Consider the following 21,889-nt stretch of genomic DNA (forward strand, 5'->3'; position numbering starts at 1 on the left):
CCTTCTAGTAGGACTCCGTCAGGTTGCCCTGGCTCTTGGGTTTGGGCTGGTGGTGGCTGTTCTGGGCAGGGGACGGTGGCAGGTGGTGCAGGTGCCGGTCCAGCAGTTCAGCAGGTCATGGAGGGTGTCGAGGATCTGGCAGGGGGTGAGTCCGCTGTATCGGCTTTGGGGGCCAGCCGCTGTTCGGTGAGGAACGCGTGGGCGGCGGTGACCAGGGTGACGTGGTGGTGCCAGCCGGTCCAGGAGCGGCCTTCGAAGTGGTCCAGGTCGAGGCCGTGCTTGAGTTCCCGGTAGTCGTGCTCGATGCGCCAGCGGATCTTGGCCAGGCGGACCAGTTCGGCCGGCGTGATACCGGCGGGCAGGTTGGACGGCCAGTTGTCGGTAGGCGCTTCGGCGCCTTCGGGCCATTCGACCAGCAGCGTGACTTCGGGCAGGACACCGTCCCAGCAGCGGTGTCCGGCGGTGGCGGCGGCCCGGGCCAGACGACGGGCCCTGATGCCGGCCGGCTGCACCCGCAGCGCCAGGAAGTGCGAGCGCATCGGTCCGCGGAAGCCTTCCCGCCAGGTGACCTCGGTGAACGCCTGTCGTCCGTGGCCGGCCGCCAGTGCGGCCACCGGGGACGGCTTGTCCCGGTAGCGGGGCTGCGGCCTGGGACCGTTGCCGGACCAGTGCGGTGTGACTGGCTCGGCGTCGTGCGGGTGGACGGTCACATCCGAGCGGACCGCGACGACATAGCCGATGCCCCGCCGGTCCAGGCCGTCGCGGAAGTCTGCGATCTGCCCGTAGCCGGCGTCGGCCACCAGCACCGGTGGCACCAGCCCCCACCCGGCCAGCTCATCGATGCTGTCCAGGGCCAGGCGCTACTTCTCCCGGTGCCCGCCCTCCTGCGGTATCCCGGTCTTGTGTCGCCGTACCGGATCGTCCGCCCACTCCTGGGGCACGAACATGCGCCACCGCAGCGGGCAGGACGCGGCATCACAGACCGCGTGCACGCTCACCGCGACCTGGCAGTTGGCCCGCTTGCCCAACGTCCCGCAGTACTGGCGCGCGACCGCCACCGACATTCTTCCCGTCCTTCGGGAACGACACATCATCGACCGCCCAGGCATCCGGCCCGATCAGCGGCACCATCCGCTGGGCGATCCGCCACCCGCACCGGCACCGGATCCCAGGTCGACTGGTTCACGAACTGCTCAGGTTCTGTTCATTGCCATCCGGCAGCCGCCCCGCCATCGGCTGGATCGACTTACGGCGCCCGTCCAGCATCAGCCCCCGCAGACAGCAGTCGCCCTTCGCCCGCTGGTCCTTACGCGGCACCGACGCGAACACATCCGCCACGAATGACACCAACTCCGCCCGAGCACGATGCACTTCATGTGCAACCACACTCCTACTGATCTCTTCGGATTGTTGTCGGCTGGTGGGTGAGTTTGAGTCCGGTGCCGGCCAGGCAGCTGTCGATCAGGTCGGCGCGGAGCTGAATGTGACGCAGGCCCCGCCGGAGGGTGCGTTCGAGGTGGTCGTCGTCGGTGAAGGCGGTATTGGCCATGGGACCGCGCCGTAGCGCGACCAGACGCCCTCGACCGGGTTCAAGTCCGGTGCGTATGAGGGCAATTGGATGATGGTGAGCCAGTCATGTGCGGCCGCGTAATCGCGCATTCCGGCTGCCCGGTGGGTGTTGAGATTGTCCCAGATGACGACGATGGGTGCCTGGAGCTGGATGTGGGCGCGGACGACCAGGTCGCGGTAGTCGCTCCAGGCGAAGGTGTCGCGTCCTTTGCCCCTGTGCTTGCGGTGACGGCGCGGCCGATAGATCAGACGGGAGGCTTCGCCCGGCCGGTAGCAGCACATCACGGCGATCGACCAGCGGCGCCAGGACCGGCCCCGTACCCGCACCACCGGCGTGTGCCCACGCCGGCCCCAGGTGCGGGCCCGTGGCGGCGTCATCGAGAACCCGGCCTCGTCCTCGAACACGATGTACGCGCCCAGCGCCGCCGCAGTCATTCCGCCTGCGGCCACACATCCTTCTTCCACAGGCCCACCGCCTGCTCGTCGCGCTCCAGGGCCCGGCGGGCGGGACACTGCCAGGACCAGCCGTGCCGGTGCAGCAGCCGCCACACCGCCGACGACGAGCAATCCCGTGAGAACTTCCAGGCGATCAACGCTCTGATCCGGGCCAGAGTCCAACGCTGGTCCTTCCAGCCGTGCACAGCCGGTCCCAGACCAACTCCTGCTCCAGCTCGCCGAACCGGCCGTCGGACAGCTTGGGCAGTTTCGGTGGCCCCGCGTAAGCGAGCGCGGCCATCCCGCCCTCCCGCCAGGCACGCCGCCAGCGTTCCACCGACCGCTCACCCACCCACAGATCCCGCGCGATCACTGCGGCCCTCTCACCGCGACCGAACCGCTCACCCGCCTCGTACCGGATCCGCTCGCGAAACCGCCGCCGCTCCGCGGTCAGCCCACCACCCTGCGCGTACCGCATACCACCGGCCTACCGCAGGCATCACCACACGTCACCACCCCCGACACCAATCCGAAGAGATCAGTAGGGGCAGCGACCATTCACCGAGGGCCCGCATTCGGCACCACCCGCAGTCCATGGAACCTCGGGGCGCGCGTGACCACGCCGGCAGCCAGGCGAAGACTTCATGGGTGAGTCCGGTGGGCGAACGCGTCACGTCCGGACATGCCACTGCTCTCGCTCGTCGGCGGAGAGGACGAGCGAGGGGCGCAACCGGCAGTGTGCACGTGGAACGTGCCTTCCCGCTGGGCTGACGGAGACCTTGGACAAGCCTCATCGTCCCCGCGCAGAAGGCACTTTCGCGTTCCCGCTCAACATCCGGACGCCGCCGCAAGTGCAACGCGCAGGCTAGTAGAGCTGGATCCGCGCGCTCTGGGCGTTGCCGTAGTAGCTTCCGTTGTACCAGTAGCCCACCTGCATGACGTACGTGCCGTTGGCGTATCCGGCCGGGTAGGCGCTGTCGATCCACTGCTCAAACGTGGATGTCGTCCACCCGTGACAACCCAGATCGCTGCTCCAGCTGGTGCTGCCGTTGGCGTTGACCAACAGCAATTGAGCGCACGGGTCGATGTTCAGCCCGTTGGGGTTTGAGATTTTGACGTCCAGTCCGATCGAGCCTTCGGCCCCCTGAAAGTCACAGGGGTACAGGGAAACGCCGGGGTTTGTGCCGGCCCAGCCGGTCAGTCGGCAGCCGCCGGAACTCATGGCTGCCTGTGCGGACGGGGCGCCGATGAGCCCTCCCGCGAAGACAACAGCGGTTGCCGCGGCCGCTGTGGAGATCATGGCTATCGGGCGTCGGGCCTTGTTCCGTTTGAACATGGGTTCCTGCCTCCTCTGGGTGTTGGATCGACGGCCCCGAGAGGTTAGCCCGAGAGACCAGATCCCCCCGTGCCGGCCGGTGTGACGTAGATCCTCATGTGCTGAGAGGGAGGTGGAGCAGCCATCGGTGATCGCTTTCCCCCGTCAGCGTCGCAGCGATCATGGCCGCTGATCTTTCGTCCGGTCAAGACCAGCGCCGGATCCAGCACTGTCGGCGCGGATGAGGATCCCCGCCGAGGAACCACCACCGTGGCCATGGGTGTGCACCTTCGCCGAACCGCCGCCCGCGTCGCCTCGGCGCACGTCTGGGACTGCCCGACCGGGTGCCCAGCGAGGACACCGAGCCCTGGCCACCGGACACGCAAAACAACGGGCTTCCATTTCACCAAGGGGCGGTCGGGCAGCTCCAAGAACCTGACCTTCCCCGCCGGCGGGACGAAGCCGCAGATCGTGTTGCGCGACGCGGTGAACAACGACGTCGACATCCTCCGCCACGCCGACACTGCCCGGTGTTCACCGATCCCCTGCCGCCGCACGGGTTGGCCCGGCGGCAGACGGTCATTTGGTGCGCAGCAGGGGGTGCCGCTTGCGCCAGGAGTGGCACAGCTCGGTGAACTCCTGCTGACGTGCGGCCAGGAGGCCCTGGAGGCGCTTCAGGTGGCAGTCGAGAAAGTGCACGCCGTCCTGGAAGGACTGGAAACCGATGGTGAACCACAACTGGCCGAGCTTCGCGGGCGCTTGGGTGCTCTTCCTCGGTCATCTCGCGGCCGTCGGCCGATCCCGGCTCGCACGCCACCGCGGTGCAGTCCTGCGACAGGCGGCGGATGGCCGCGCCTGCAAGCACCGAGCCCAGGCCTTTCGGCGGCCTGCGCTCAGATCAGGCATCACGTGTCCAGCAATCAGCGTAGATCGATTCCTAGGCCGCGAGTCGCGATTTCGTCCTAGATCAGGGGGAGTTGGGCGTAACGTCGTGCGCCGTCGGCATTGGTTGCCAAGGGCGCACCCGCTCCTGGCTAGAGGTTGTCCCGTAACCGGTGGGTCGGTTTTTTGCGTTGGCTGGGCATGGGTGGGGTGATCTCAGCGGATGATCCGAAGTGGATCGAGCTGTTCGCCGGGCTGAGCGAGTCGCAGTTCGCCCCGCTGGTGGCGTTGGTGCGGCGTCGCGGTGGCGACGTGCAGTGCGGCCGGCCCTGGCGGCTGCCGCTGGAGGACCGGGTGTTGCCGGTGGCGACGTACCGGCGCACGAACCTGACGTTGCGGCAGGTGGAACCGTTGTTCGGGGTCTCGAAGTCTGCGGCTGACCGCATCCTCGACCACCTGGAGCCCTTGCCGGCCATCTCGCCGGCCCGGCGGCCACGCAAAGACACCGTCCACATCGTCGACGGCACCCTGGCGCCCACCCGTGACCGCAGCGTGGCCGCGTCCAGCAAGAACTATCGGTACCCGGCCAACCTGCAGGTCGTGATCGACGCCAACAGCCGCCCGGTGGTGGCGATCGGCATGCCGCTGCCCGGCAGCCGCAACGACTGCCGGGCGTTCACGAAGTCCGGCGTCGACCGGGTCTGCCGCGGCGCACCGGCCATCGCCGACGGTGGATACCAGGGCACCGGCCTGCTCATCCCGCACCGCAAACGACGAGGACAGACGCACCTCAGTCCGCGCCAGGAGGCGGAGAACGCCGACCACCGCCGGGCGCGAGCCCGGATGGAACACGCCCTGTCCCGGCTGAAGAACTGGAAAATTCTGCGGGACTGCCGACTCAAGGACCACGGCGTTCACCACGCGCTGCCCGGCATCGCCCGGCTCCACAACCTGGCCCTCACTGAATAACTCACGCCCCATACGGGACAACCTCTAGACGAGTGGATCCGAAGTCGGGGATGATCAGCGGCATGCGGATGGTCCTGCGCGGAGCCCTGGTGACGCTTCGCCCGGCGACGGTGGGCGATATCCCGGCTCTGGCCGCGATCCGGACCACGCCTGAGGTGTACGCGCGCTGGCGGGGCGGCGACGACCTGACGGCCGCGGTGGCCGAGGACCTCGAAGATCCCGGGGCCCGGACCTTCGCGGTCGAGCACGGCGGCAGAGTGGTCGGCGCTATCCAGTGGGGCGCCGAGGACGAGCCGGACTACCGCCATGCCAACATCGACATCTATCTCGACCCGGCGGTGCACGGGCGCGGTCTTGGCACTGACGCCGTCCGCGCCCTGGCACGCCATCTGATCGATGATCACGGATACCGCCGACTGGTGATCGACCCGGCCGCCGACAATGCCGCCGCCATCCGGTGCTACCGCAAGGTCGGCTTCCGCCCGGTGGGCATCATGCGGCAGTACGAGCGCGGCCCGGAGGGCAGCTGGCACGACGGGCTGCTGATGGACCTGTTGGCGGAGGAGCTGGAGTAAGTCTCACGTTCGGTTCCACCAAGGCGGCGAGGGCCTCGATGATCCGTGTGTGACGGCAGCTTCGGCAAGTCTCCGTACCTGCCGCAGCGCGCGGGCTGCAACAAGCGGCTCCGCACCGCGATTCCGCTGGTCAAGGCGTGATCAGGGAACTGGCGAGGGGCAGCGACTTCTGGTTCGGCAACCACTGGTTCACCGACTCGACCCCGGTCCCGTGCGGGATGTCACGCCCGACCGTGCAGCGCTCCACCCTGGCAGGCTGGGCCGGCTACGGCTACTGCGCCTCACACTCGCGATTCTTCTGGGGCCTGCGCCCCTATCTGGTCTGCATCCTGACCGGGATGCCGATCATGTGGGCGCCGGCCAACTCGAAGATCGGCGAGCGCGAGGTCCTCGCTGCGATGCTCGAGGTCGACGCCGATCTGGTCGCCAACCGCGAGGGCATCCTGCCCATCTCGGACAAGGGCTTTGCGTCGAAGGCCTTCGAGAAGGACCTCGCCCGCCTCGGCATCCAGTTGCTGCGGCCGTCCTTCAAACGCGAGAAGGAACGGTACGGCGAACCGATGCTCAAGAAGGTCCGCCAGTTGATCGAGTCGGTCAACGACACCCTCAAGGGCCGACTCGACCTGGAACAACACGGCGGCCGGACCATCGAGGGCGTCGCCATCCGCGTCGCCCAGCGCGTCCCGGCGATGGCAGCCGGGATCTGGCACGACAACAAGACCGGCGCACCGGACGCCCGGCCGCTCATCGCCTTCGACCACTGATCACTTCGGATCTACCCGTCTAGGATTGCGAAGGTGCCAGCAAGAACCAGTGACATCGAGAAGGCGGCCCGTGTGCTGCGCGCCGGCCGCCTGGTGGCCCTCCCGACCGAGACCGTCTACGGACTGGGCGCCAACGCCGAGGACCCCGTCGCCGTCGCGCGCATCTTCCAGGTCAAGGGACGTCCGCCGTCCCACCCGCTGATCGTCCACATCGGCGGCGCGGAGCATCTGGACGACTGGGTCAAAGACGTGCCGGCGACGGCGCGCCTGCTGGCCGAACGCTTCTGGCCTGGGCCGCTCACGCTGGTCCTGCGGCGCGGTCGCCGAGTGCCCCTCGAAGCGACGGGTGGCTTGGAGACCGTGGCCGTGCGCGTGCCCGATCACCCCGTCGCCCTCGCGCTGCTGTCGACCTTCGGCGGCGGTGTCACGGCCCCGTCCGCCAACCGCTTCGGCTCGGTCAGCCCTACCACGGCGGACCACGTCCGTGCCGAGCTCGGGGAGGCGGTCGACTTCGTGCTGGACGGTGGTCCCTGCTCGGTCGGCGTCGAGTCGACCATCGTCGACGCCACGGGCGAGATCCCGAGCATCCTGCGTCCCGGCGGGGTGACGCGAGAGGACCTTGAAGCGGTGCTGGGGTGCCCGCTCGCGGTCCCCTCGACCAGCCGTGTCCGCGTGCCGGGCCAGCATCCGTCGCACTACGCGCCGCGTGCGCGAGTCGTCCTCGTCGAGCCCGAGCAGGTCATCGCCAAAGCGGAGCTCGCGCAGGAGCTGGGGCAGCAGGTTGGGGTGTTTCTTCCCCCCGCCTTCGCCGACGCTCCAGTGAAGGCACACGCCGTGGTGACGGTCCCCGCTTCGCCGGCTGCCTATGCGCGCGGACTGTACGGGTTCCTGCGCGAACTCGACCAGCAGGGGTGCGACCTCATCGTCGCCTCCTTGCCGGTGGAGGAGGGGCTGGGACTGGCGATCGCCAACCGGCTCCGCCGCGCCGCGGGGCCCCGGGCCTCCGCGTGACCAGCATCGGATTGGTGGCGTGCCCGAGCGGCCACGGCCGTGGCGGTCAGGACGCGGCGGGCACCGCCACATCGAGGCCGCGGGCCGCGACGAGCTGCGCGCTGCCGTCGGCCAGGCGGTAGCACAGGCCCACCACGGCCGCCTGCCCGGCAGCGACCTTCTCGGCGAGCGCCCGGGAGCGGTCCAGCAGCAGGTCGACGGTGTGCCTTATGTGCTCGGCGAGGATCTCCTCGGGCTCGACCTTTCCGGCGGCCCGCGCCGCCAGCACGCTGGGCGTCACCCGCTCGACGACGTCCCGGACGTACCCGGCCGGTGTCATGCCGTCCTCCAGCGCGGCGCACGCCGCGCCGACCGCGCCGCACGAGTCGTGTCCGAGGACCACGACCAGCGGGCAGCCCAGCACGTCTACGCCGTATTCGATGCTGCCCAGTACCTCCGGTCCCATGACGTGGCCGGCGGTGCGCACCACGAACAGGTCGCCCAGGCCGCGGTCGAAGATGATCTCGGCGGCCAGCCGGGAGTCGGAACAGCCGAACAGCACGGCGAAGGGCTGCTGGGACGGTGCGATCTCCGTGCGGCGGGTGGCGTCCTGGTTCGGGTGCTCAGGGGTACCCGCGACGAAGCGCTGGTTACCGGCCAGCAGCAGCTCGAAGGCGTCGCGGGTCGTCGGGCTCTGGATCTCGGTCATGGCTGCAGCCTACGAGTCGGCGCCAGGCGACACATCGCTTGGCCATGCGGAGGCCTCTTCCGGGGACGCGGTCATACGCCGTCCCGCGGCACCGGCCGCGAGGCAGCGGTACATCCCGCTGCTCACGAGCGAGCCCGGCGGGCGCGGGGACCGGACTCTCGTAAAATTGAAGAGGGAGCCGCTGGCAGGGAATGCGTGTGACACCGGAGATTGATTACCTGGGTGTGTTCGCCGCCCTTCCGAGCCCGTGCCTGGTGCTCGGCACGGACCTGGTGATCGGCGCTGCCAACCGGGCCTTCTGCGAGGTGACCGGACGGAGCCGGGTCGAGCTGCTCGGGCAGTACCTTTTCGATGTCTTCCCGGACAACCCCGCCGACCCGGAGGCTGACGGGGTGGACACGCTGAAGGCCTCACTGCACCGTGTCCTGTCCTCTGGCCAGACCGATCACATGGCGTTGCAGAAGTACGACATCCCGGTCCAGGGCAATCCCGAGGTGTTCAAGGAGCGGTGGTGGACCGCGATCAACGTGCCAGTCCTTGGCACGGACGGCAAGGTCGCCTGGATCATCCACCGATCCGAGGACATGACCGACGTCGTCCGTGCCCACCGCAGTGCGCACCCGCCGTCGGTCAGCCCCGGCCGGGAGGCGGCCATGGAGGCCGAGCTGTACGCCCGGGCGCGACAGCTGCAGCAGCTGAACGAGGAACTGCGGCAGGCCCACGCCCGTGAACGGCACATCGCCGTCGCCCTCCAAGAAGCCATGCTCCATTCCCCGGACCTGGCCCGACACCCGAATATCGCCGTGCGCTACCTGCCCGCGACCGGATCACTGAACGTGTGCGGCGACTGGTACGACGCGGTCGACCTGCCCGCGGACCGCTTCACCGTCACGGTCGGCGACGTGGTCGGCCACGGGCTGATGGCCGCCACGATCATGGGCAGGCTCCGCAGCGCACTAAGCGCCGCCACCCGCACCGTCCACGGCCCCGCCCAAGCCCTGGAGGTCCTGGGACTGTACGCCCGCTCGGTCGAGGGAGCACTGGCCGCCACCGCCGTCCAGGTCCTCGTCGACTGCCACAGCCACCTGCTCATCTACAGCAGCGCCGGCCACCCCCCGCCCGTCCTGCTGCACCCGGACGGCTCCTGCGACCTGCTCGACCAGGCCACCGACCCACCCCTGGGCGCCCGCCCCGAACACATCCCCCGCCCCCAGGCCAACGCGCCCTACACGCCCGGCGACACCCTCATCCTCTACACCGACGGCCTGATCGAACGCCGCGACGAGGACATCGACACCGGCCTGACCCGCCTGACCTCCACGCTCGCCACCTGCACCGACTTCGGCGCGGAACACCTCGCCGACACCCTCCTCGCCCGCCTGGGCCTCGCCAGCGGCGCCGACGACGACATCGCCATCGTCGTCGTTCGCCTGGACCAAACAACCCGACCGTACTGATCAGGCCCGGTTCGCCCATGGCGGAAGGCGGGCGGCTTGGTGCGGTCGCATGGCGGCTCCGGCAGTCCGCCGCGTCACCACAGCCGAGAGCGGCAGGGCTTTGTCACGATGCCCGCTATGCAGCAGTTGCCGATTGCCTGCCCCGCTCACCGCAGCCCGGACGCCACCGGCACCGACGCTTTCCACGCCGCGTACCGGCAGGCCATGGCGCAGCACGCCGTATTCGTCGCCATCGAATCCGAAAAGCGTCAGGTGTGGACCGTCAAAGCGGACACGCTCACCGTCGGCTCCGGCCACGCCATCGACGACGCGGTGAACGAGGCAGTCCGGGCCGCGATCACCCGCCAGCTCCAAAGCCGTGAGGTCGAATGGGACGCCTGCACGGGCCCGGCCTACTTCATGATGCACGGCGTGCGCAGCGAAGAACGGGCCCGCGAACTCGCGGCCGCCTTTCACGCCGCGCTGTACGGAGACCTTCAGCCGCTGACCCGCGCGGTGCCCGGTGCCGGCCTGCACGAGTAGCTGATGCGATCCGCGCTCCTGCCCGCTTGCGGACTGCTGCCAGCGCGGGAATGAACCCGATCTTTCCGGGGCAGTCGAGCAGCAAAACGCGTCTTTCCCGCCCGGATGGGTTGGATGACCCATTCACCCGAGGAGGACCATGCCCCCTTCGAGGGCGCCAGCCCGCAGTTGGCCGAGCGCATGGCGGAACGTGGCACGGGGCGTTCTGGCCGTGCTCGCACCCGATGGCGGCGCGGAGGCGGACGCGGTGCTGCTGTTGGTGTCCGAGCTGGTCAGCAAGGCGGTGGGGTCTGCTGCCGGTTTGGGTGACAGGGTGACCTGCCCCACCTCTCAGGTTCCAGTTCTGCCGGCTAACTGACGGCCTTCGCGAAGGGCTTTCACGCGGTGTGCCTTCGCAACCGCAGCGGCGGCACCACTGATCGGACTCGACGACCCGGCACGCGAGAACCGCACGATCCGGGGCGAGTCGCTGACCGGTGACTTTGAGCCCGAGCTCGTCAAGGCGGCAGAACGTATTCATGCCAGCGCGGGCGAAGCCCGCCGCAGGGGTAGCGTCGTGCAGCGTCGAGGTCTTCCGGATGGGCTTGGTGCAGGAACCCCCTTCCTCGGGAGCCCTCGACGCCTACCCGGCCACCGACGCGGGGTGAGCTGCCACCGCCGGTGTGACGCAAGTTCCTGACGGTTGATGATCTGCAGTCGTCCAGGGGAGGGCGAATCTTTCCGCTTTGGCCCTGGCCGCGCGAAGGTGACCGGGGCCGGAACGTGAACGGTGGCTTCGGTCGTGGCTCGTGGGCCGTTCAGCTCTGGGGCATTCAGCGGCCGATGTCGTCCAGTTCGGCCACGTCCTCATGAGAGAGGGAGAGTCCCGCGCCAGTGATGTTCTCGCGCAGGTGCGCCGTCGATGACGTGCCGGGGATGAGCAGGATGTTCGGTGATCGCTGCAGCAGCCAGGCCAGTGCGACCGACATCGGTGTCGCCTCCGATCGAGCGGCGACCGCCGAGAGCACCGAGGACTGAAGCGGGGTGAAGCCCCCGAGGGGGAAGAAGGGCACGTACGCGACGCCGTCGGCGGCGAGCCGGTCGATCAGCTTGTCGTCGTGGCGGTGGGCGAGGTTGTACATGTTCTGCACGCACACGACCGGCGCGATGCCCTGCGCCTCGGTGACCTGCTCCGAGGTGGCGTTGCTGAGTCCGAGGTGGCGGATCAGGCCCTGCTGCTGGAGTTCGGCGAGCGTCTCGAACGCCTCGGCGAGCGAGCCGGGCTGAGGACCTTCGGCGTTGCCGAGCCGGAGATTGACCAGGTCGAGTACGTCGAGCCGGAGGGACGTGAGGTTGTCTTGGACCTGGCGGCGCAGATCTTCGGGTCGCCGGGCCGGAGGCCAGCCACCCTGTTCGTCGCGGGTCGCGCCCACCTTGGTCACGATGTGCAGCGACTCGGCATAGGGGTGCAGCGCCTCGCAGATCAACTCGTTGGTGACGCGCGGCCCGTACGCGTCACTGGTGTCGATGTGGGAGATACCGAGGTCGACCGCTTCACGCAGAACGGCCAGGGCACCCTCGCGATCGGCGGGCGGCCCCATGACCCACGGGCCGGCCAGTTGCATGGCGCCGTAGCCGAACCGGGTGACGGTCAGGTCCCCCAGAGTCCAGGTGCCGCCGGGAAGAGAGAGGGAGGGTGTGCTCATCGTGTGACCTTTCGTCGTGCACTTGGGGGTGGCGCCTGCTGCCTCCCTGCATCAGCATTGGAGAGAAACTTCCTGTCGGGAAGTAGGCACTTTGGAGTGCGTAACCCACCCATGGGTGAGAGGTGCGATCAGTGACGACGGCGAAGGCGGCCCAGAAGAGGGCTCAGGCCAAGATGGAGTACAACGCGTTCCTGGCAGGGTGCCCCAGTCGGCAGCTGCTCGATCGAATCTCGGACAAGTGGGTCGTCCTGATCCTGTGCGCGCTGGGCGGCGACAACGGCCCTGGCCAGCCCGGTGAAGCACACGCAGACGCTCCGAAGGCGATGCGTTACTCCGAGATCTATCGTCTTCTGGCCGGGGTCAGCCAGAAGATGCTGACCCAGACGCTACGCTCGCTGGAGCACGATGGTCTGCTCACCCGTACCGTGACGCCAACCGTCCCTGTCACCGTCTCCTACGAGCTGACCGACCTCGGCCTCTCGCTCCACCACATGACGCGCGGGCTCAGAAACTGGGCGCAGACGCACATGGCCGAGGTCCTTGCAAACCGCGAGAACTACGACTCTCGCACTTCCTGACGACTCACACCCAACCGTCCAACTGCTCCACATTCTCGGCGCTACACCCTCAACTGCGAAGAGCCTTCAAAGTGAGATGGGTGTAGCTCGTCTTGGGTGCGGGCTGTCTCCCTTGAAGCGGACGGGCTGCGTACTGGCCGCTGTTCAGCCGTGGTTGTCGGTGTTGACCCCTATGATCCGCGTTATGCGTGATTTCCTCATGGCGGGTGGGCGGAAGCTGTCGTATCTGGACTTCGGTGGTCCGGGCCGGCCGCTTGTGGTCCTGCACGGGCACTACAACGAGGCAGCTGCGTTCGCGTCGCTCGCAGAGGTGTTGGCGCCGCGGTGGCGGGTGATCGCGCTCGATCAGCGCGGTCATGGAGAGTCCGACCGCGCCTGTCGTTACGAGCGGGACGATTACGTTGCCGATGTCGTCGCCTTGCATCGGCATCTGGGAGTCGGCTCCGTGGCGGTGCTGGGCCACTCGTTGGGCGGGGTGAATGCCTACCAGTTCGCCGCACGGCACCCGGACAAGGTCAGCAAGCTGATTGTGGAAGATATCGGTGCAGTCGTCGCCTGCGACTGGTCGTTCACCACGCGTCTCCCCTCTCACGTGCCGTCCCGAGAGGAACTGGTCACGGCTTTGGGTGGGACTGCGCCCTATCTGGAGTGCTCGTTCCGGCAGAGGGTCCAGGGCTGGGGTTTCTCGTTCGGCATCGACGACACTGTGGCGTCCCAGAAGGCTCTCAACGGTGATCACTGGGGTGACTGGACAGCGGTGTCCTGCCCGACCCTGCTGATCCACGGAATACACAGTGACGAGTTGACGGCCGATCACGCCCGTGACATGGTCGCCCGCCGCGGCGGACTGGCTCGCCTCGTCGAGTTGGCTGCCGGTCACGTCGTGCATCACGATGCTCCGGAGCAGTTCGCCGCCGCGGTCACCACGTTTCTGTCCGAACCCTGCTGAGCTCAGGCTGCCGGGCGGTATCTGTTCTGGTCAGGGTCCTGATACCTGCGGTGATGCTCGTGGGCAAGATGGTGACGCCAGTAGGCGTCGAGGTCGCCGTTGCTGATGAGGGCGCGGAGCTTGAGGACGGATTCGGCGCCGGCGAGTCCCCAGCGGGCTCCGGTGATGTCGAGCCGGTCGGCGATCAGATGCTGGCATGCGCCCCCGATCACGCCGGTCGCGATGGGCCAGCCCGCGGCGAGCGCGGTCGTATCGCAGGAACGCTTCCTTGCTGCTGAGGTAGCGGATGCAGGCGTCCGCGCTGTGCCGTTGAGCAGGTGTCAGCCTGCCACGTCAGCCTGTTTCCCGATCGATCCGGCTGCCTGGGCACCGCCGGCCAGGATGGTGAGCGCGTGGACGGCGACCCAGTCCTCGGCGGCGGGATCACCGCTGTGGTGGAAGGACCAGGCTGCCTGCCAGAGGTACTCAAGAACATGAACGAAGTCGACGGCGATGTCGATGGTGATGCCACGGCAGGCGGCTTCGGTCTGGATGAGGTCGAGCTGATGGCGGGCGCCGTCGACGAGCACGACCCAGCGACGGCGATGGCCGGGGTCCCGGGCTTCGGCCTGGTCGAAGGCCGCCTTGACGACCGTGGCGGCATCGTCGATGACGGATCCGTGCAGCCACTTCGATGCAGCTTTAGGTCCTGGCCTGAGCCTGCGTCGGGCCGTGGCGGCCGCCAGGCGGGGCGATGATGTCGTGCGGACGCCGGGGTACGGGGTCGGCGTCGTAGACGGCAGCGAGAGTGGCCATGCGCTTGCGGGCCGGTTTCTCCCCGGAAGCCAGCCGGGTGCGGAGCAGGCCAGGACGGGCAGCAGCGGCCTCCCGGGGCGCGGGCCGCAGGGCGTCCGGGCGCATCGCGATGCCCTTGCCGCCCACCGAGATCACCAGCAGCGTGCGGGCAGTGCACAGAGCGGGAATGCGTGCACGGCAGAACGCGTCGATGTCCGCTGCGGCGTCCACGACGAGGTCTTCGACCTGGCGTTTGCCGATCACCGGCCCACAGCGGCGCGTGATCGCCGCCGTCGCGGTGTCGAACGAGGCCCGCACCGATTCCAGGACGGCCAGCCGGGCCAGTGAGTGCGAGTGCCGCCGTGCGGGCAGCGACAAAGCGGCATCGGCCCGGGTAGATGTTGACGGCGCCAGGCCTCCGCCATGCGCACCGGCGGACGGTCACGGTGCCGAACAGCGTGGCCGGCTGCCGCTGATGGCCACGCTCCAGGCGGGAACGGACCAGACGGTCGGAGCCGGTCACCACGGCCGGCGGGTGCGGACGCTTTCCCCCTCGCGCAGGTCGAGGTGGTCCCGCAGGAGCTGCCGCATCAGCAGCCGGCCGCGGGTATCCACGAGTTCTTCCAGTTCATGGTGGGCCAGTCGGCCGGTGGCCAGGTCGTGCAGCTCGGCCACGAGGGCGTCGAAGAATTTCACCGAGGCCGCAAACAGGTCAGCACTCGGCGGGGTGTCGTAGCGTTCCACCGCGGGCTCTTCTCTGGGGCGGCGCGAATTGGTCGGCGCCTTCGACCGTACGGAGAAGGGCCCCTTGGTCACCATCCCCTCACGGCTCGTTCCCGCTGCCGGGCAGCAGAACAAACACGCCGGGGGTGTTCTCCATCAGCCCGCCCCGCGTCACCAGGCGCTTGAGCTTCGATCGGCCCCCATGATCACCAGCCACGGCCACCCCGCGATGTCCCAGCCCCTCCCGGCCACCGTCCCGGCCGACCGGGTCGCCCTCGTCTGCCTGCACGACCGGGTCGAGGACTCCTACGCCCATGTCGGCGAGTGGGGCATCACCGCCTTCGGCCCCGATTCCCCGCGCGCCTCCAGTCGGCCGCTGCTCGACGGGCTCGCCGCCACCGGCTGCTCGCGTGTCGCCGTCCACCTCGACATCGACGCCGTCGACGCGAACGAGGGCCCTCTCGGCCTCGGCAAGGTACCCGGCGGCTTCACCGGCGCCCAGGTCAACCGGATCGTCCACGAGATCAACGGCGCGTACGGCGTCGCCGGCACGACCGTCGCCGAGTTCTTCCCGCGCGACGTCGTCCACGTCCAGCAGGTCCTGCACGGCTTCCCGCTCATCGGCGGCTGATCACCATCCCCGTCCCGCCCGGCACCCGCTGAGGCCGTCCCCGAACACCCTGGCCCTGGGGACAGCCTCAGCCCTCGCCAACGACAGCGCGACAGCGCGACAGCGCGACAGCGCGACAGCGCGACAGCGCGACCAGGAGCATCCCCTCTCATGAAGGCGATCGCCACCCGCCGCTCCGGCACTCCCGGCGAGATGACCGTCGAGGAACGGCCCGTGCCCGCACGCCGCCCCGGCCAGACCCTGGTCCGCGTGCGTACGGCGACCATCAACCAGCTCGCCAACTCCCTGCGTACCGGCGCCTTCGGCAGCCTGCCGGTCCCGATCGTCCTGGGCAACGAAGGAGCGGGCACCGTCGGGGAGAGCGCCACCCTCCCCGCCGGTACCCGCGTCGCCGTCCACGGCCACGGCGACATCGGCGTCACCATCGACGGCCTCTACCAGCAGTACGTCACCGTCCCCGACCAGCGTCTCCTTCCCCTGCCGCCACCCTCGACCGGGCCGAAGGCGCAGCCCTCACCGTCAACTACCTCACCACCTACCTCGCCCTCACCGACGCCGCCCACGTACAGCTCGGGCAGACCGTCCTGATCTCCGGTGCCATCAGCGGCATGGGCGGCGCACTGGCGCAGACCGGCAAGGCGCTCGACGCCCGCCCCGTCGCCGTGGTCTCCACCCCGCACAAGACACAGCGCGCAGCCGAGGCAAGGGCCATCGCGATCACCGACCTGTCCACGCACGATCTGCACCAGGCCGTCGCCGAGGCCACCGGCAGGCGGGGGGGCGGATGCCGCCCTGGACCCCGTGGGCGGAGTACGGCTGGGTGAACTGCTTCGCTCCGTACGAAACGGCGGCACCGTGGTCTCTCTTGGCTTCACCGGCTGCGAGCAGGCCGAACTCGACGTCGTCGACCTGCTCATCGGCGAAAAACACGTCACCGGCTACGCCATCCCCAACGAACCCGAGGAAGCCATCGGCCCCGGTCTGAAGACGATCGCTGCGCTGGCCGCGCAGGGCGCCCTCCGCCCCGTGATCGACAGTCGGTTCGCCCTCGACGATTTCGAGGACGCCTTCGCCCGCCCCGGTACCGGTCACCTATCCCTCTGGGCCCGGTCCCGATCAGGCCGGCCGTGAGGAAGTGCCACGTACGTGGGACCGCCGGCGGTGCCATCGACCTGAGACGGCGGAACAACCGCTGGTCAGCAACCACGGCCTGTGCCACAGCCCGTGAGTCCCTACATCAGCCTATGAGCGGTACCGGCGCCCGCACGCGTGTAGCCACCGCAGCCCACAACCGGCGCGCCATTGTCCGATTTGCGACATTTCACATTAATGTCTCATACGCGGAAGAAGTCGATCCACCAGAGATCGCACCCATTCACTTTCACGGAGACCACATGCACAAGCTTCGCAAGGCTGCCGTCCTGGTCGCTACCCTCGGCAGCGTCGGACTCATGACCGCCGGCACCGCCCACGCCGGCGGCGAGGGCGGCCACAGCGACCACTTCAACATCCAGCAGAGCTCCACATGCAGGTCGCACGACCTGAACCTCGACGTCCTCGGCGAGGTCGGACTCCTCAACGGACTGTTGGGCAACGGCCTCAACGGCGAGGGCAACCCGGGCGCACAGCAGACCAGCATCGGCTCGACCATGGGCTGCAACAACAGCGCCCTCTAAAGACAGGCGCGCCTCTCACGCGGACCGAGGGGCGCGCCGGGCTTCACATCCGGGCGCCGCAAGCCCGAGATGCTGAACGCACGACCGCCCCGCCTCAGCCGTGGAGGGCGGGGCGGAAGGCGGTGCGTCAGGTAGCCGGTCGGGTGCGCTGCGCCCGACCGGACGACGCCCCCTGGGTGCTGTGCTGCCGTTGGTCGTTCGTCGTTGGGTCAACAGGTTCTCGGATGCCCGGGTTTCCCACGAGCAGGCGGACGTCCCAGGCTCAGGATGCCAGACGCACGGCCGACCGGTCTCGATCTCGGCAGCCCGCTGGGGGCGTCGCCGGACGTACTCCGGAAGTGGGTGAGCGAAGGCCTCACTGGCAGTCCGGCACCGGAACCCCCGCGCCACTGTGCAACTGGACACTCCGCACGATGCGTTGCCAGTCCCAGTGCTCCCGGCGGACGGGGGCAGAGGGATCTCCTGTCATGCTCTCAAAACACAGAGAACAGGGCGGATTTCAGGCGCATGAGACGAAAGACCATCTTGGCAGCGCTCATGTCCGCGACCCACAGTTGATCGGGCCGGCTCGCGGTGAAGTCGCGGTCGACCAGGTCAGGCGGACGGGGTGGCATCGACTCCGGAACCGTGATGCGGCGCCGCCGGCCACCTCGTGGGCCCTTGCGCCGAAGCGCGCGGGTGATCCGGCGTGCACCGTGCGTGCCGCCCGGCTCCGCGTGGATCTCCTCGATCAGCGGCATGAGCTGTTCGTCGCGGAGTCGGCGGGCCGACGTCGGCCGCTTCTTGCGACCGAAATACGTCGACGGCGACAGCTCAAGAACCCGGCAGACGGGATCGACCCCGAGACCTCTGTCAAGCAGGTGGTCTATCACCTGCTCGGCCTCGTCCGGGGACGGTCGATCTCCTGGGCAAATCCTCACGGGCTTGCCTGAGCTCGCCCTGCTCGGCGCTGGTCAGCCGGTCGTCGCGCTCGCCGCGGTCGGACTCGGCCTGGCGGACCCAACCACGCAGGGCTTCCTTGGGGATGGGCCCTCGGTCTGAACGTGGGCGATCGGGCGGCCGGTGGCTCGGAGCTCACGGATCGCGCGCTCGCGAAGCACGCGGGCTTTTGCGCGCGACTGGCTCGGAAGCATTCCTTGGAGGGCCATGAGTTGACTCCTCCCCGGTGGGTGCCACTGGGGCGCCCGGGGAGGAGCACGGGCACGGCTGTGCGGCTATCCGATGGTGTAGGGGAGGAGTTGGACCGAGGAGGCCACGTCGTTGAAGCCGTTGCCGTTGTTGAAGCTGATGGATTCACCGGGCAGGAGTGTCACGGGCACTCCCTTGAAGTCACAGTCGGGGTAGATGCGGACGAGGAACCGGCTGTTGTTGACGACGGAGCTGGTGACGTCGTTGAAGTTGTAGTCGTCGAGGTGGGTGATGTCCTCAGTGGTCCGCAGGATGCGGGCGTCAGTGGGGACGTTGTAGTCCCAGTTGTCGTAGAGGCAGACGTAATTGCGGGTGCACGCATCCCGGCCCCGGCCTCGGATGATCGAAGCGTCGGCGGAGGCGGGAGCGGCTGCCGTCAGCATGGCGGCGGTGATGAGCGCGATGCCGGCTGCGAGGCGGGCTGAGAGTTTCATGGCGTTTCTTGCTTTCATGGAAGGACTGCGGCCGGGCATTCGATCCAACGCAACGAGGGGAGGGTGCAGGGATGACGCCGGGCGGGAGCCGACGCCGGATGCGGGCAGAGAGCCGGCCACACGGCCGACTGCACACACCCAGCGTCGCAACTACATTCAGTAGCGGCAGCACTACTTTTCGCAGTCGACAGGGGTGTCGGAGCAGCGCCACCGACACTCCCCCAGCCCGCTACGTCCGCCAACTGGACGCCCCCACAAGCCCCTTGCGCAGTCCGACCTCAGCGCCGGCAGCCCTCCAAGGCAGCGCACCCCAGCTGGACTACAGCCCTCTTCCAGCACCTCGCATGGCCAGCGGAGCGGCAACGCGCCTTCCACTCTGGTCCCGGTTCCGCCGGGGCGCCGGCGACATACCGGCAAGCAGCGCGAGTTTCATACCGTCCACGCCGAGTCCCTGGCTCTGACTCCAGAACAGTGCTCCGCAGGCGCAGTACCCCAACGCCTCGTCCACATCGATCACCGTCCATCCGTTGGCTACGACCTTTCCGGGCCCTGGCCGGCCCGTCCTTCTTCGAGAACCTCCTGGAGGAGGCCGATTCGATCCGCGAGGAGGGCGTCTTCACCGACGCCGTCGACGGCGACCGCGAAGCCCCTCTCGTCGCCGCCGATATCGCCGCCGTGGCGGCCGGCTTTCTGCTGGCCGCTCCTGAGCCGGCGCCGGTAGTGTCCCGGCCCTCGGCCCGCAGGACCTGTCCCCCAACGGCCTGGCCGACATCTGGATCGAGCGACTCGGCCGCCCCGTCCGCCACGAACGCCAGCCGCTCGACGAACTGCACACCGCCCTCGTCGGCTGCGGCCTCAACGAAGCGTTCGTCCACGGCATCGTCGGCATGAAGCGGGCGAAGGACGTCGGCCTCGCCCCCGTCGCCATCTGACACCCCCGTTCCACCCGACGGGCCGACGTCCCCTGGCCGATGCCCCTATCCGAGTGCCTTCCGGACGTACCCCGAGCGACGACGCCCGGGGATGGGTAGGTCGTTTTGGATGAGGTGGCCTCGGGATCCGTGAGCAGATCAGTGAAGTACACGGTGGTCCGGCAGTACGAGGGGTTCGTCCCCCTCCTCCGCCAAGTCCCGGGCTTTGTGGCCTACTACTGGGTTGATGCCGAGCACGGAGTGATGCTCTCCACCAGCGTCTTCGAAGACCAGGCCGGGGCCGACGAATTGGTCAAGAGGGCGGCGGACTTCGTACGGGACAACCTCGCATCGCTCCTGCCCAACCCTCCTCAAGTGACAGCCGGGCACGTTGTGGCTGCCGGATAGCGGCGCAGCCGAGCCGGTCGGCGGGCCCATCCTTCGTACCCGGGTGGGGATCTCCCCCCGGAAGATCTCATCGCCCTCCGGGGCCCGCAGTGCACCCGGTCGCGGCCAGGCCAGTAGTACCGGCCACGGCTCGCGGCCGCCGTTGCCTGCCCAGCAGCCGTCCCCGCCAATTCGGCAATGACGATGAACACTTCGTCATCCAGACGGCCACCACCCGCCCCACCAAGCTCGGCCAGCCCTTCACCCGCTGGTCACTGCGCAAACTCGTCGCCTACCTGCGCAAAGCCCACGGCCGGATCATCCGCATCGGCCGCGAGACCTTGCGCTGCCTGATCGCCCGCCACGGTGTCGCCTTCCAGCGCACCAAGACCTGGAAGGAATCCCCCGACCGGGTGCCGGCCACCTACCACCGCACCCACGGGGTGCGGTTCATCCACGGCTGCTAGTCGGTCGGCGACCGACACTCTGTGGGGCGTCAACCGGCGCAAGGAGGGCTCCGTGAACACGCTGGCCGCGCTGAAGTCGATCCGCGCCGTCCGGCTCGACGGCGCCCCGGTCTACGTGATCACGGACAAACGGACAACCTGTCCGCCCACAAGGGCGCCGGCATCCGCCGTTGGGCGAGCAAGAGCAAGGTCGAGTTGTGCTTCACCCCGACCTACGCCTCGTGGCGAACCCCATCGAGGCGCACTGTGGACCGCCGCGGCAGTTCACCGTCGCCAACTCGACCTATCCCGACCATACCGTGCAGGCCCGAGCCCTCCACGCCTACCTGCGCCAACGCGCGCCACCGCGACGTCCTGGCCGCCGAGCGCAAGGAACGCGCCCGCATCCGCAGCGAGTGGGGCATCCGCTGGGGAGGACGTCCCCTTGCCACCGCGGCCTGAACGACGGTGAACCGATGCGGTCAGAGCACCTAGAGTTGCGATGCTCCTCCGTCGACAGGGAACTCCGTTCCCGTCGAGAAGGTCGCACCAAACGCCAAGTACGCCACCGCGGCGGCCACTTCCTCGGCCTTCCCCAGCCGCTGCATGGGGTTGGTGCTCCGGTAGGTGCCCTTCATCGTCTCGACGACGTCGGCGGGCAAGGAGCGGTCCAGGATGCCGGTGTCGATCGGGCCGGGGCTCACGGCATTGACGCGCACCTTGCGCGGCAGCAACTCGCGGGCCAGGGTGCGCGTCATCGACCGCAGGGCTGCCTTGGTGGCCGAGTAGACACTGAGCTCGTCGAGGCCGAGGACGTTCACCACCGACGTGGTGAGGACCACGCCGCTTCCCTCGCGCAAGAGCGGCGCCAACGCCTGCACCGTGAAGTACGGGCCCTTGGTGTTGATGCCGAACATCGCGTCGTACATCTCCTCCGTCGTCGAGTCGAACGGCGCGGACGCAGTGACACCGGCGTTGACGAACAGCGCGTCCACTGCGCCGAAGTGCTCCCTGACCGTGTCAGCCAGAGCCTCGATGTCCTTCAGGCATGCGGCGTCGCTGCGGACGGCGACCGCCTTGTCCCCCAACTGCTCCAGCGCGGCGTCCAGGGTGGACCGGGTGCGGCCGGTGATCAGTACGTGCGCCCCACCGTCCGCGAACAACCGGGCCGTAGTCAGGCCAATACCGCTGCTTCCACCCGTGATCACGATCTTCTTGCCGTCATAAGTGGTCATGCCCCCAACTCAAATATCCACCCGCACTCCCTGTCCAAGACCTGTTCCGTATGCCGTCATGTCCCAGGCGTATGACGACAGGCGA

The 21,889-nt window shown here is 68.6% G+C and carries 20 protein-coding genes and 6 pseudogenes; 15 read left to right on the plus strand and 11 right to left on the minus strand.

Going from position 1 to position 21,889, the window contains the following annotated elements:
- Nucleotides 1–107 precede the first annotated feature (107 nt).
- The 4 genes and pseudogenes from AC4OXY_RS01545 to AC4OXY_RS01560 form a co-directional block, all read right to left on the minus strand.
- Nucleotides 108–1,386, minus strand: a pseudogene (locus AC4OXY_RS01545) (IS701 family transposase).
- Nucleotides 1,387–1,390: 4 nt separating this feature from the next.
- A pseudogene (locus tag AC4OXY_RS01550) lies at nucleotides 1,391–2,482 on the minus strand (IS630 family transposase).
- A 387-nt stretch (nucleotides 2,483–2,869) separates the two neighbouring features.
- Nucleotides 2,870–3,340, minus strand: coding sequence for a hypothetical protein (locus AC4OXY_RS01555; RefSeq protein WP_356039381.1), 471 nt, complete (start codon nucleotides 3,338–3,340; stop codon nucleotides 2,870–2,872).
- A gap of 558 nt (nucleotides 3,341–3,898) precedes the next feature.
- Nucleotides 3,899–4,057: a hypothetical protein gene (locus AC4OXY_RS01560; RefSeq protein WP_491992931.1), complete on the minus strand. Its 159-nt coding sequence runs from the start codon at nucleotides 4,055–4,057 to the stop codon at nucleotides 3,899–3,901.
- Nucleotides 4,058–4,402: 345 nt separating this feature from the next.
- Between AC4OXY_RS01560 and AC4OXY_RS01565 the strand changes: the two genes are divergently transcribed.
- The 4 genes and pseudogenes from AC4OXY_RS01565 (at nucleotide 4,403) to AC4OXY_RS01580 (ending at nucleotide 7,520) form a co-directional block, all read left to right on the plus strand.
- Nucleotides 4,403–5,170, plus strand: a complete 768-nt coding sequence (locus AC4OXY_RS01565) for a transposase (RefSeq protein ID WP_491994762.1) — start codon at nucleotides 4,403–4,405, stop codon at nucleotides 5,168–5,170.
- Between the two features lie 68 nt (nucleotides 5,171–5,238).
- Entirely contained in the window at nucleotides 5,239–5,745 is a 507-nt protein-coding gene (locus AC4OXY_RS01570) for a GNAT family N-acetyltransferase (RefSeq protein ID WP_356039417.1), read from the plus strand.
- A gap of 72 nt (nucleotides 5,746–5,817) precedes the next feature.
- Nucleotides 5,818–6,509 (plus strand): annotated as a pseudogene (locus tag AC4OXY_RS01575) (transposase); the annotation flags it as partial.
- Between the two features lie 33 nt (nucleotides 6,510–6,542).
- Nucleotides 6,543–7,520: an L-threonylcarbamoyladenylate synthase gene (locus AC4OXY_RS01580; RefSeq protein WP_491992932.1), complete on the plus strand. Its 978-nt coding sequence runs from the start codon at nucleotides 6,543–6,545 to the stop codon at nucleotides 7,518–7,520.
- Nucleotides 7,521–7,566: 46 nt separating this feature from the next.
- Here the strand turns inward: AC4OXY_RS01580 and AC4OXY_RS01585 are convergent, their stop codons facing one another.
- Nucleotides 7,567–8,208 (minus strand): carbonic anhydrase, encoded by a 642-nt coding sequence (locus tag AC4OXY_RS01585; RefSeq protein ID WP_356039389.1) that lies wholly within the window; start codon nucleotides 8,206–8,208, stop codon nucleotides 7,567–7,569.
- A gap of 197 nt (nucleotides 8,209–8,405) precedes the next feature.
- Between AC4OXY_RS01585 and AC4OXY_RS01590 the strand changes: the two genes are divergently transcribed.
- Together AC4OXY_RS01590 and AC4OXY_RS01595 are read left to right on the plus strand one after the other, a co-directional pair.
- Nucleotides 8,406–9,665 (plus strand): SpoIIE family protein phosphatase, encoded by a 1,260-nt coding sequence (locus AC4OXY_RS01590; protein WP_491992933.1) that lies wholly within the window; start codon nucleotides 8,406–8,408, stop codon nucleotides 9,663–9,665.
- A gap of 117 nt (nucleotides 9,666–9,782) precedes the next feature.
- On the plus strand, nucleotides 9,783–10,187 hold the full coding sequence (locus tag AC4OXY_RS01595) for a hypothetical protein (RefSeq protein ID WP_491992934.1): 405 nt from the start codon (nucleotides 9,783–9,785) through the stop codon (nucleotides 10,185–10,187).
- Nucleotides 10,188–10,548: 361 nt separating this feature from the next.
- Here AC4OXY_RS01595 and AC4OXY_RS01600 read toward each other — a convergent pair.
- Both AC4OXY_RS01600 and AC4OXY_RS01605 read right to left on the minus strand, forming a co-directional pair.
- Nucleotides 10,549–10,749: pseudogene (locus tag AC4OXY_RS01600) on the minus strand (ISL3 family transposase); the annotation flags it as partial.
- Nucleotides 10,750–10,999: 250 nt separating this feature from the next.
- The gene (locus AC4OXY_RS01605) at nucleotides 11,000–11,872 is read right to left on the minus strand and encodes an aldo/keto reductase family oxidoreductase (RefSeq protein ID WP_491992935.1); all 873 of its coding nucleotides are present in this window, start codon (nucleotides 11,870–11,872) and stop codon (nucleotides 11,000–11,002) included.
- 131 nt (nucleotides 11,873–12,003) lie between these two features.
- On the opposite strand from AC4OXY_RS01605, the gene AC4OXY_RS01610 reads away from it, so the two are divergent.
- Both AC4OXY_RS01610 and AC4OXY_RS01615 read left to right on the plus strand, forming a co-directional pair.
- On the plus strand, nucleotides 12,004–12,450 hold the full coding sequence (locus AC4OXY_RS01610) for a winged helix-turn-helix transcriptional regulator (protein WP_491992936.1): 447 nt from the start codon (nucleotides 12,004–12,006) through the stop codon (nucleotides 12,448–12,450).
- A gap of 184 nt (nucleotides 12,451–12,634) precedes the next feature.
- Complete coding sequence (locus AC4OXY_RS01615) at nucleotides 12,635–13,399, plus strand: alpha/beta fold hydrolase (RefSeq protein ID WP_491992937.1); 765 nt, start codon at nucleotides 12,635–12,637, stop codon at nucleotides 13,397–13,399.
- A gap of 2 nt (nucleotides 13,400–13,401) precedes the next feature.
- Here AC4OXY_RS01615 and AC4OXY_RS01620 read toward each other — a convergent pair.
- Nucleotides 13,402–14,917, minus strand: a pseudogene (locus tag AC4OXY_RS01620) (ISKra4 family transposase).
- A 181-nt stretch (nucleotides 14,918–15,098) separates the two neighbouring features.
- Between AC4OXY_RS01620 and AC4OXY_RS01625 the strand changes: the two are divergent.
- The 5 genes from AC4OXY_RS01625 to AC4OXY_RS01645 all read left to right on the plus strand — a co-directional run bounded on the left by AC4OXY_RS01625 (nucleotide 15,099) and on the right by AC4OXY_RS01645 (nucleotide 17,203).
- Nucleotides 15,099–15,527: an arginase family protein gene (locus tag AC4OXY_RS01625; protein WP_491992938.1), complete on the plus strand. Its 429-nt coding sequence runs from the start codon at nucleotides 15,099–15,101 to the stop codon at nucleotides 15,525–15,527.
- A gap of 150 nt (nucleotides 15,528–15,677) precedes the next feature.
- Nucleotides 15,678–16,115, plus strand: a complete 438-nt coding sequence (locus AC4OXY_RS01630; protein ID WP_491992939.1) for an alcohol dehydrogenase catalytic domain-containing protein — start codon at nucleotides 15,678–15,680, stop codon at nucleotides 16,113–16,115.
- A gap of 20 nt (nucleotides 16,116–16,135) precedes the next feature.
- Nucleotides 16,136–16,351: a hypothetical protein gene (locus AC4OXY_RS01635; protein WP_491992940.1), complete on the plus strand. Its 216-nt coding sequence runs from the start codon at nucleotides 16,136–16,138 to the stop codon at nucleotides 16,349–16,351.
- Nucleotides 16,329–16,658 carry a zinc-binding dehydrogenase gene (locus AC4OXY_RS01640; protein ID WP_491992941.1) on the plus strand — a complete coding sequence of 110 codons (330 nt, stop codon included), beginning with the start codon at nucleotides 16,329–16,331 and terminating at the stop codon, nucleotides 16,656–16,658. The genes AC4OXY_RS01635 and AC4OXY_RS01640 overlap by 23 nt, the downstream gene beginning before the upstream one ends.
- Before the next feature lie 263 nt (nucleotides 16,659–16,921).
- Nucleotides 16,922–17,203: a hypothetical protein gene (locus tag AC4OXY_RS01645; protein ID WP_376289534.1), complete on the plus strand. Its 282-nt coding sequence runs from the start codon at nucleotides 16,922–16,924 to the stop codon at nucleotides 17,201–17,203.
- A gap of 473 nt (nucleotides 17,204–17,676) precedes the next feature.
- Here the strand turns inward: AC4OXY_RS01645 and AC4OXY_RS01650 are convergent, their stop codons facing one another.
- Together AC4OXY_RS01650 and AC4OXY_RS01655 are read right to left on the minus strand one after the other, a co-directional pair.
- A complete protein-coding gene (locus AC4OXY_RS01650) occupies nucleotides 17,677–18,075 on the minus strand; it encodes an IS3 family transposase (RefSeq protein ID WP_491992942.1) in 399 nt (132 codons plus the stop codon).
- A gap of 342 nt (nucleotides 18,076–18,417) precedes the next feature.
- Nucleotides 18,418–18,825, minus strand: coding sequence for a peptidase inhibitor family I36 protein (locus tag AC4OXY_RS01655; RefSeq protein WP_491992943.1), 408 nt, complete (start codon nucleotides 18,823–18,825; stop codon nucleotides 18,418–18,420).
- Between the two features lie 1,061 nt (nucleotides 18,826–19,886).
- Here AC4OXY_RS01655 and AC4OXY_RS01660 point away from each other — a divergent pair.
- Together AC4OXY_RS01660 and AC4OXY_RS01665 are read left to right on the plus strand one after the other, a co-directional pair.
- Nucleotides 19,887–20,144, plus strand: coding sequence for a hypothetical protein (locus AC4OXY_RS01660; RefSeq protein WP_491992944.1), 258 nt, complete (start codon nucleotides 19,887–19,889; stop codon nucleotides 20,142–20,144).
- Nucleotides 20,145–20,302: 158 nt separating this feature from the next.
- A pseudogene (locus AC4OXY_RS01665) lies at nucleotides 20,303–21,031 on the plus strand (transposase); the annotation flags it as partial.
- Nucleotides 21,032–21,060: 29 nt separating this feature from the next.
- Here the strand turns inward: AC4OXY_RS01665 and AC4OXY_RS01670 are convergent.
- Nucleotides 21,061–21,804 (minus strand): SDR family oxidoreductase, encoded by a 744-nt coding sequence (locus AC4OXY_RS01670; RefSeq protein ID WP_356024760.1) that lies wholly within the window; start codon nucleotides 21,802–21,804, stop codon nucleotides 21,061–21,063.
- Between the last annotated feature and the right edge of the window lie 85 nt (nucleotides 21,805–21,889).

Source organism: Streptomyces sp. HUAS MG56 (assembly GCF_058673395.1).

Excerpts from the sequence above, each read along its gene's own strand:
- AC4OXY_RS01655 (WP_491992943.1), bottom strand. The coding sequence starts at position 18,825 with ATGAAACTCTCAGCCCGCCTCGCAGCCGGCATCGCGCTCATCACCGCC.
- AC4OXY_RS01635 (WP_491992940.1), top strand. The coding sequence starts at position 16,136 with ATGGGCGGCGCACTGGCGCAGACCGGCAAGGCGCTCGACGCCCGCCCC.
- AC4OXY_RS01595 (WP_491992934.1), top strand. The coding sequence starts at position 9,783 with ATGCAGCAGTTGCCGATTGCCTGCCCCGCTCACCGCAGCCCGGACGCC.
- AC4OXY_RS01615 (WP_491992937.1), top strand. The coding sequence starts at position 12,635 with ATGCGTGATTTCCTCATGGCGGGTGGGCGGAAGCTGTCGTATCTGGAC.
- AC4OXY_RS01585 (WP_356039389.1), bottom strand. The coding sequence starts at position 8,208 with ATGACCGAGATCCAGAGCCCGACGACCCGCGACGCCTTCGAGCTGCTG.
- AC4OXY_RS01625 (WP_491992938.1), top strand. The coding sequence starts at position 15,099 with ATGATCACCAGCCACGGCCACCCCGCGATGTCCCAGCCCCTCCCGGCC.
- AC4OXY_RS01630 (WP_491992939.1), top strand. The coding sequence starts at position 15,678 with ATGAAGGCGATCGCCACCCGCCGCTCCGGCACTCCCGGCGAGATGACC.
- AC4OXY_RS01605 (WP_491992935.1), bottom strand. The coding sequence starts at position 11,872 with ATGAGCACACCCTCCCTCTCTCTTCCCGGCGGCACCTGGACTCTGGGG.
- AC4OXY_RS01645 (WP_376289534.1), top strand. The coding sequence starts at position 16,922 with ATGCACAAGCTTCGCAAGGCTGCCGTCCTGGTCGCTACCCTCGGCAGC.
- AC4OXY_RS01570 (WP_356039417.1), top strand. The coding sequence starts at position 5,239 with ATGGTCCTGCGCGGAGCCCTGGTGACGCTTCGCCCGGCGACGGTGGGC.
- AC4OXY_RS01670 (WP_356024760.1), bottom strand. The coding sequence starts at position 21,804 with ATGACCACTTATGACGGCAAGAAGATCGTGATCACGGGTGGAAGCAGC.
- AC4OXY_RS01555 (WP_356039381.1), bottom strand. The coding sequence starts at position 3,340 with ATGTTCAAACGGAACAAGGCCCGACGCCCGATAGCCATGATCTCCACA.
- AC4OXY_RS01565 (WP_491994762.1), top strand. The coding sequence starts at position 4,403 with ATGGGTGGGGTGATCTCAGCGGATGATCCGAAGTGGATCGAGCTGTTC.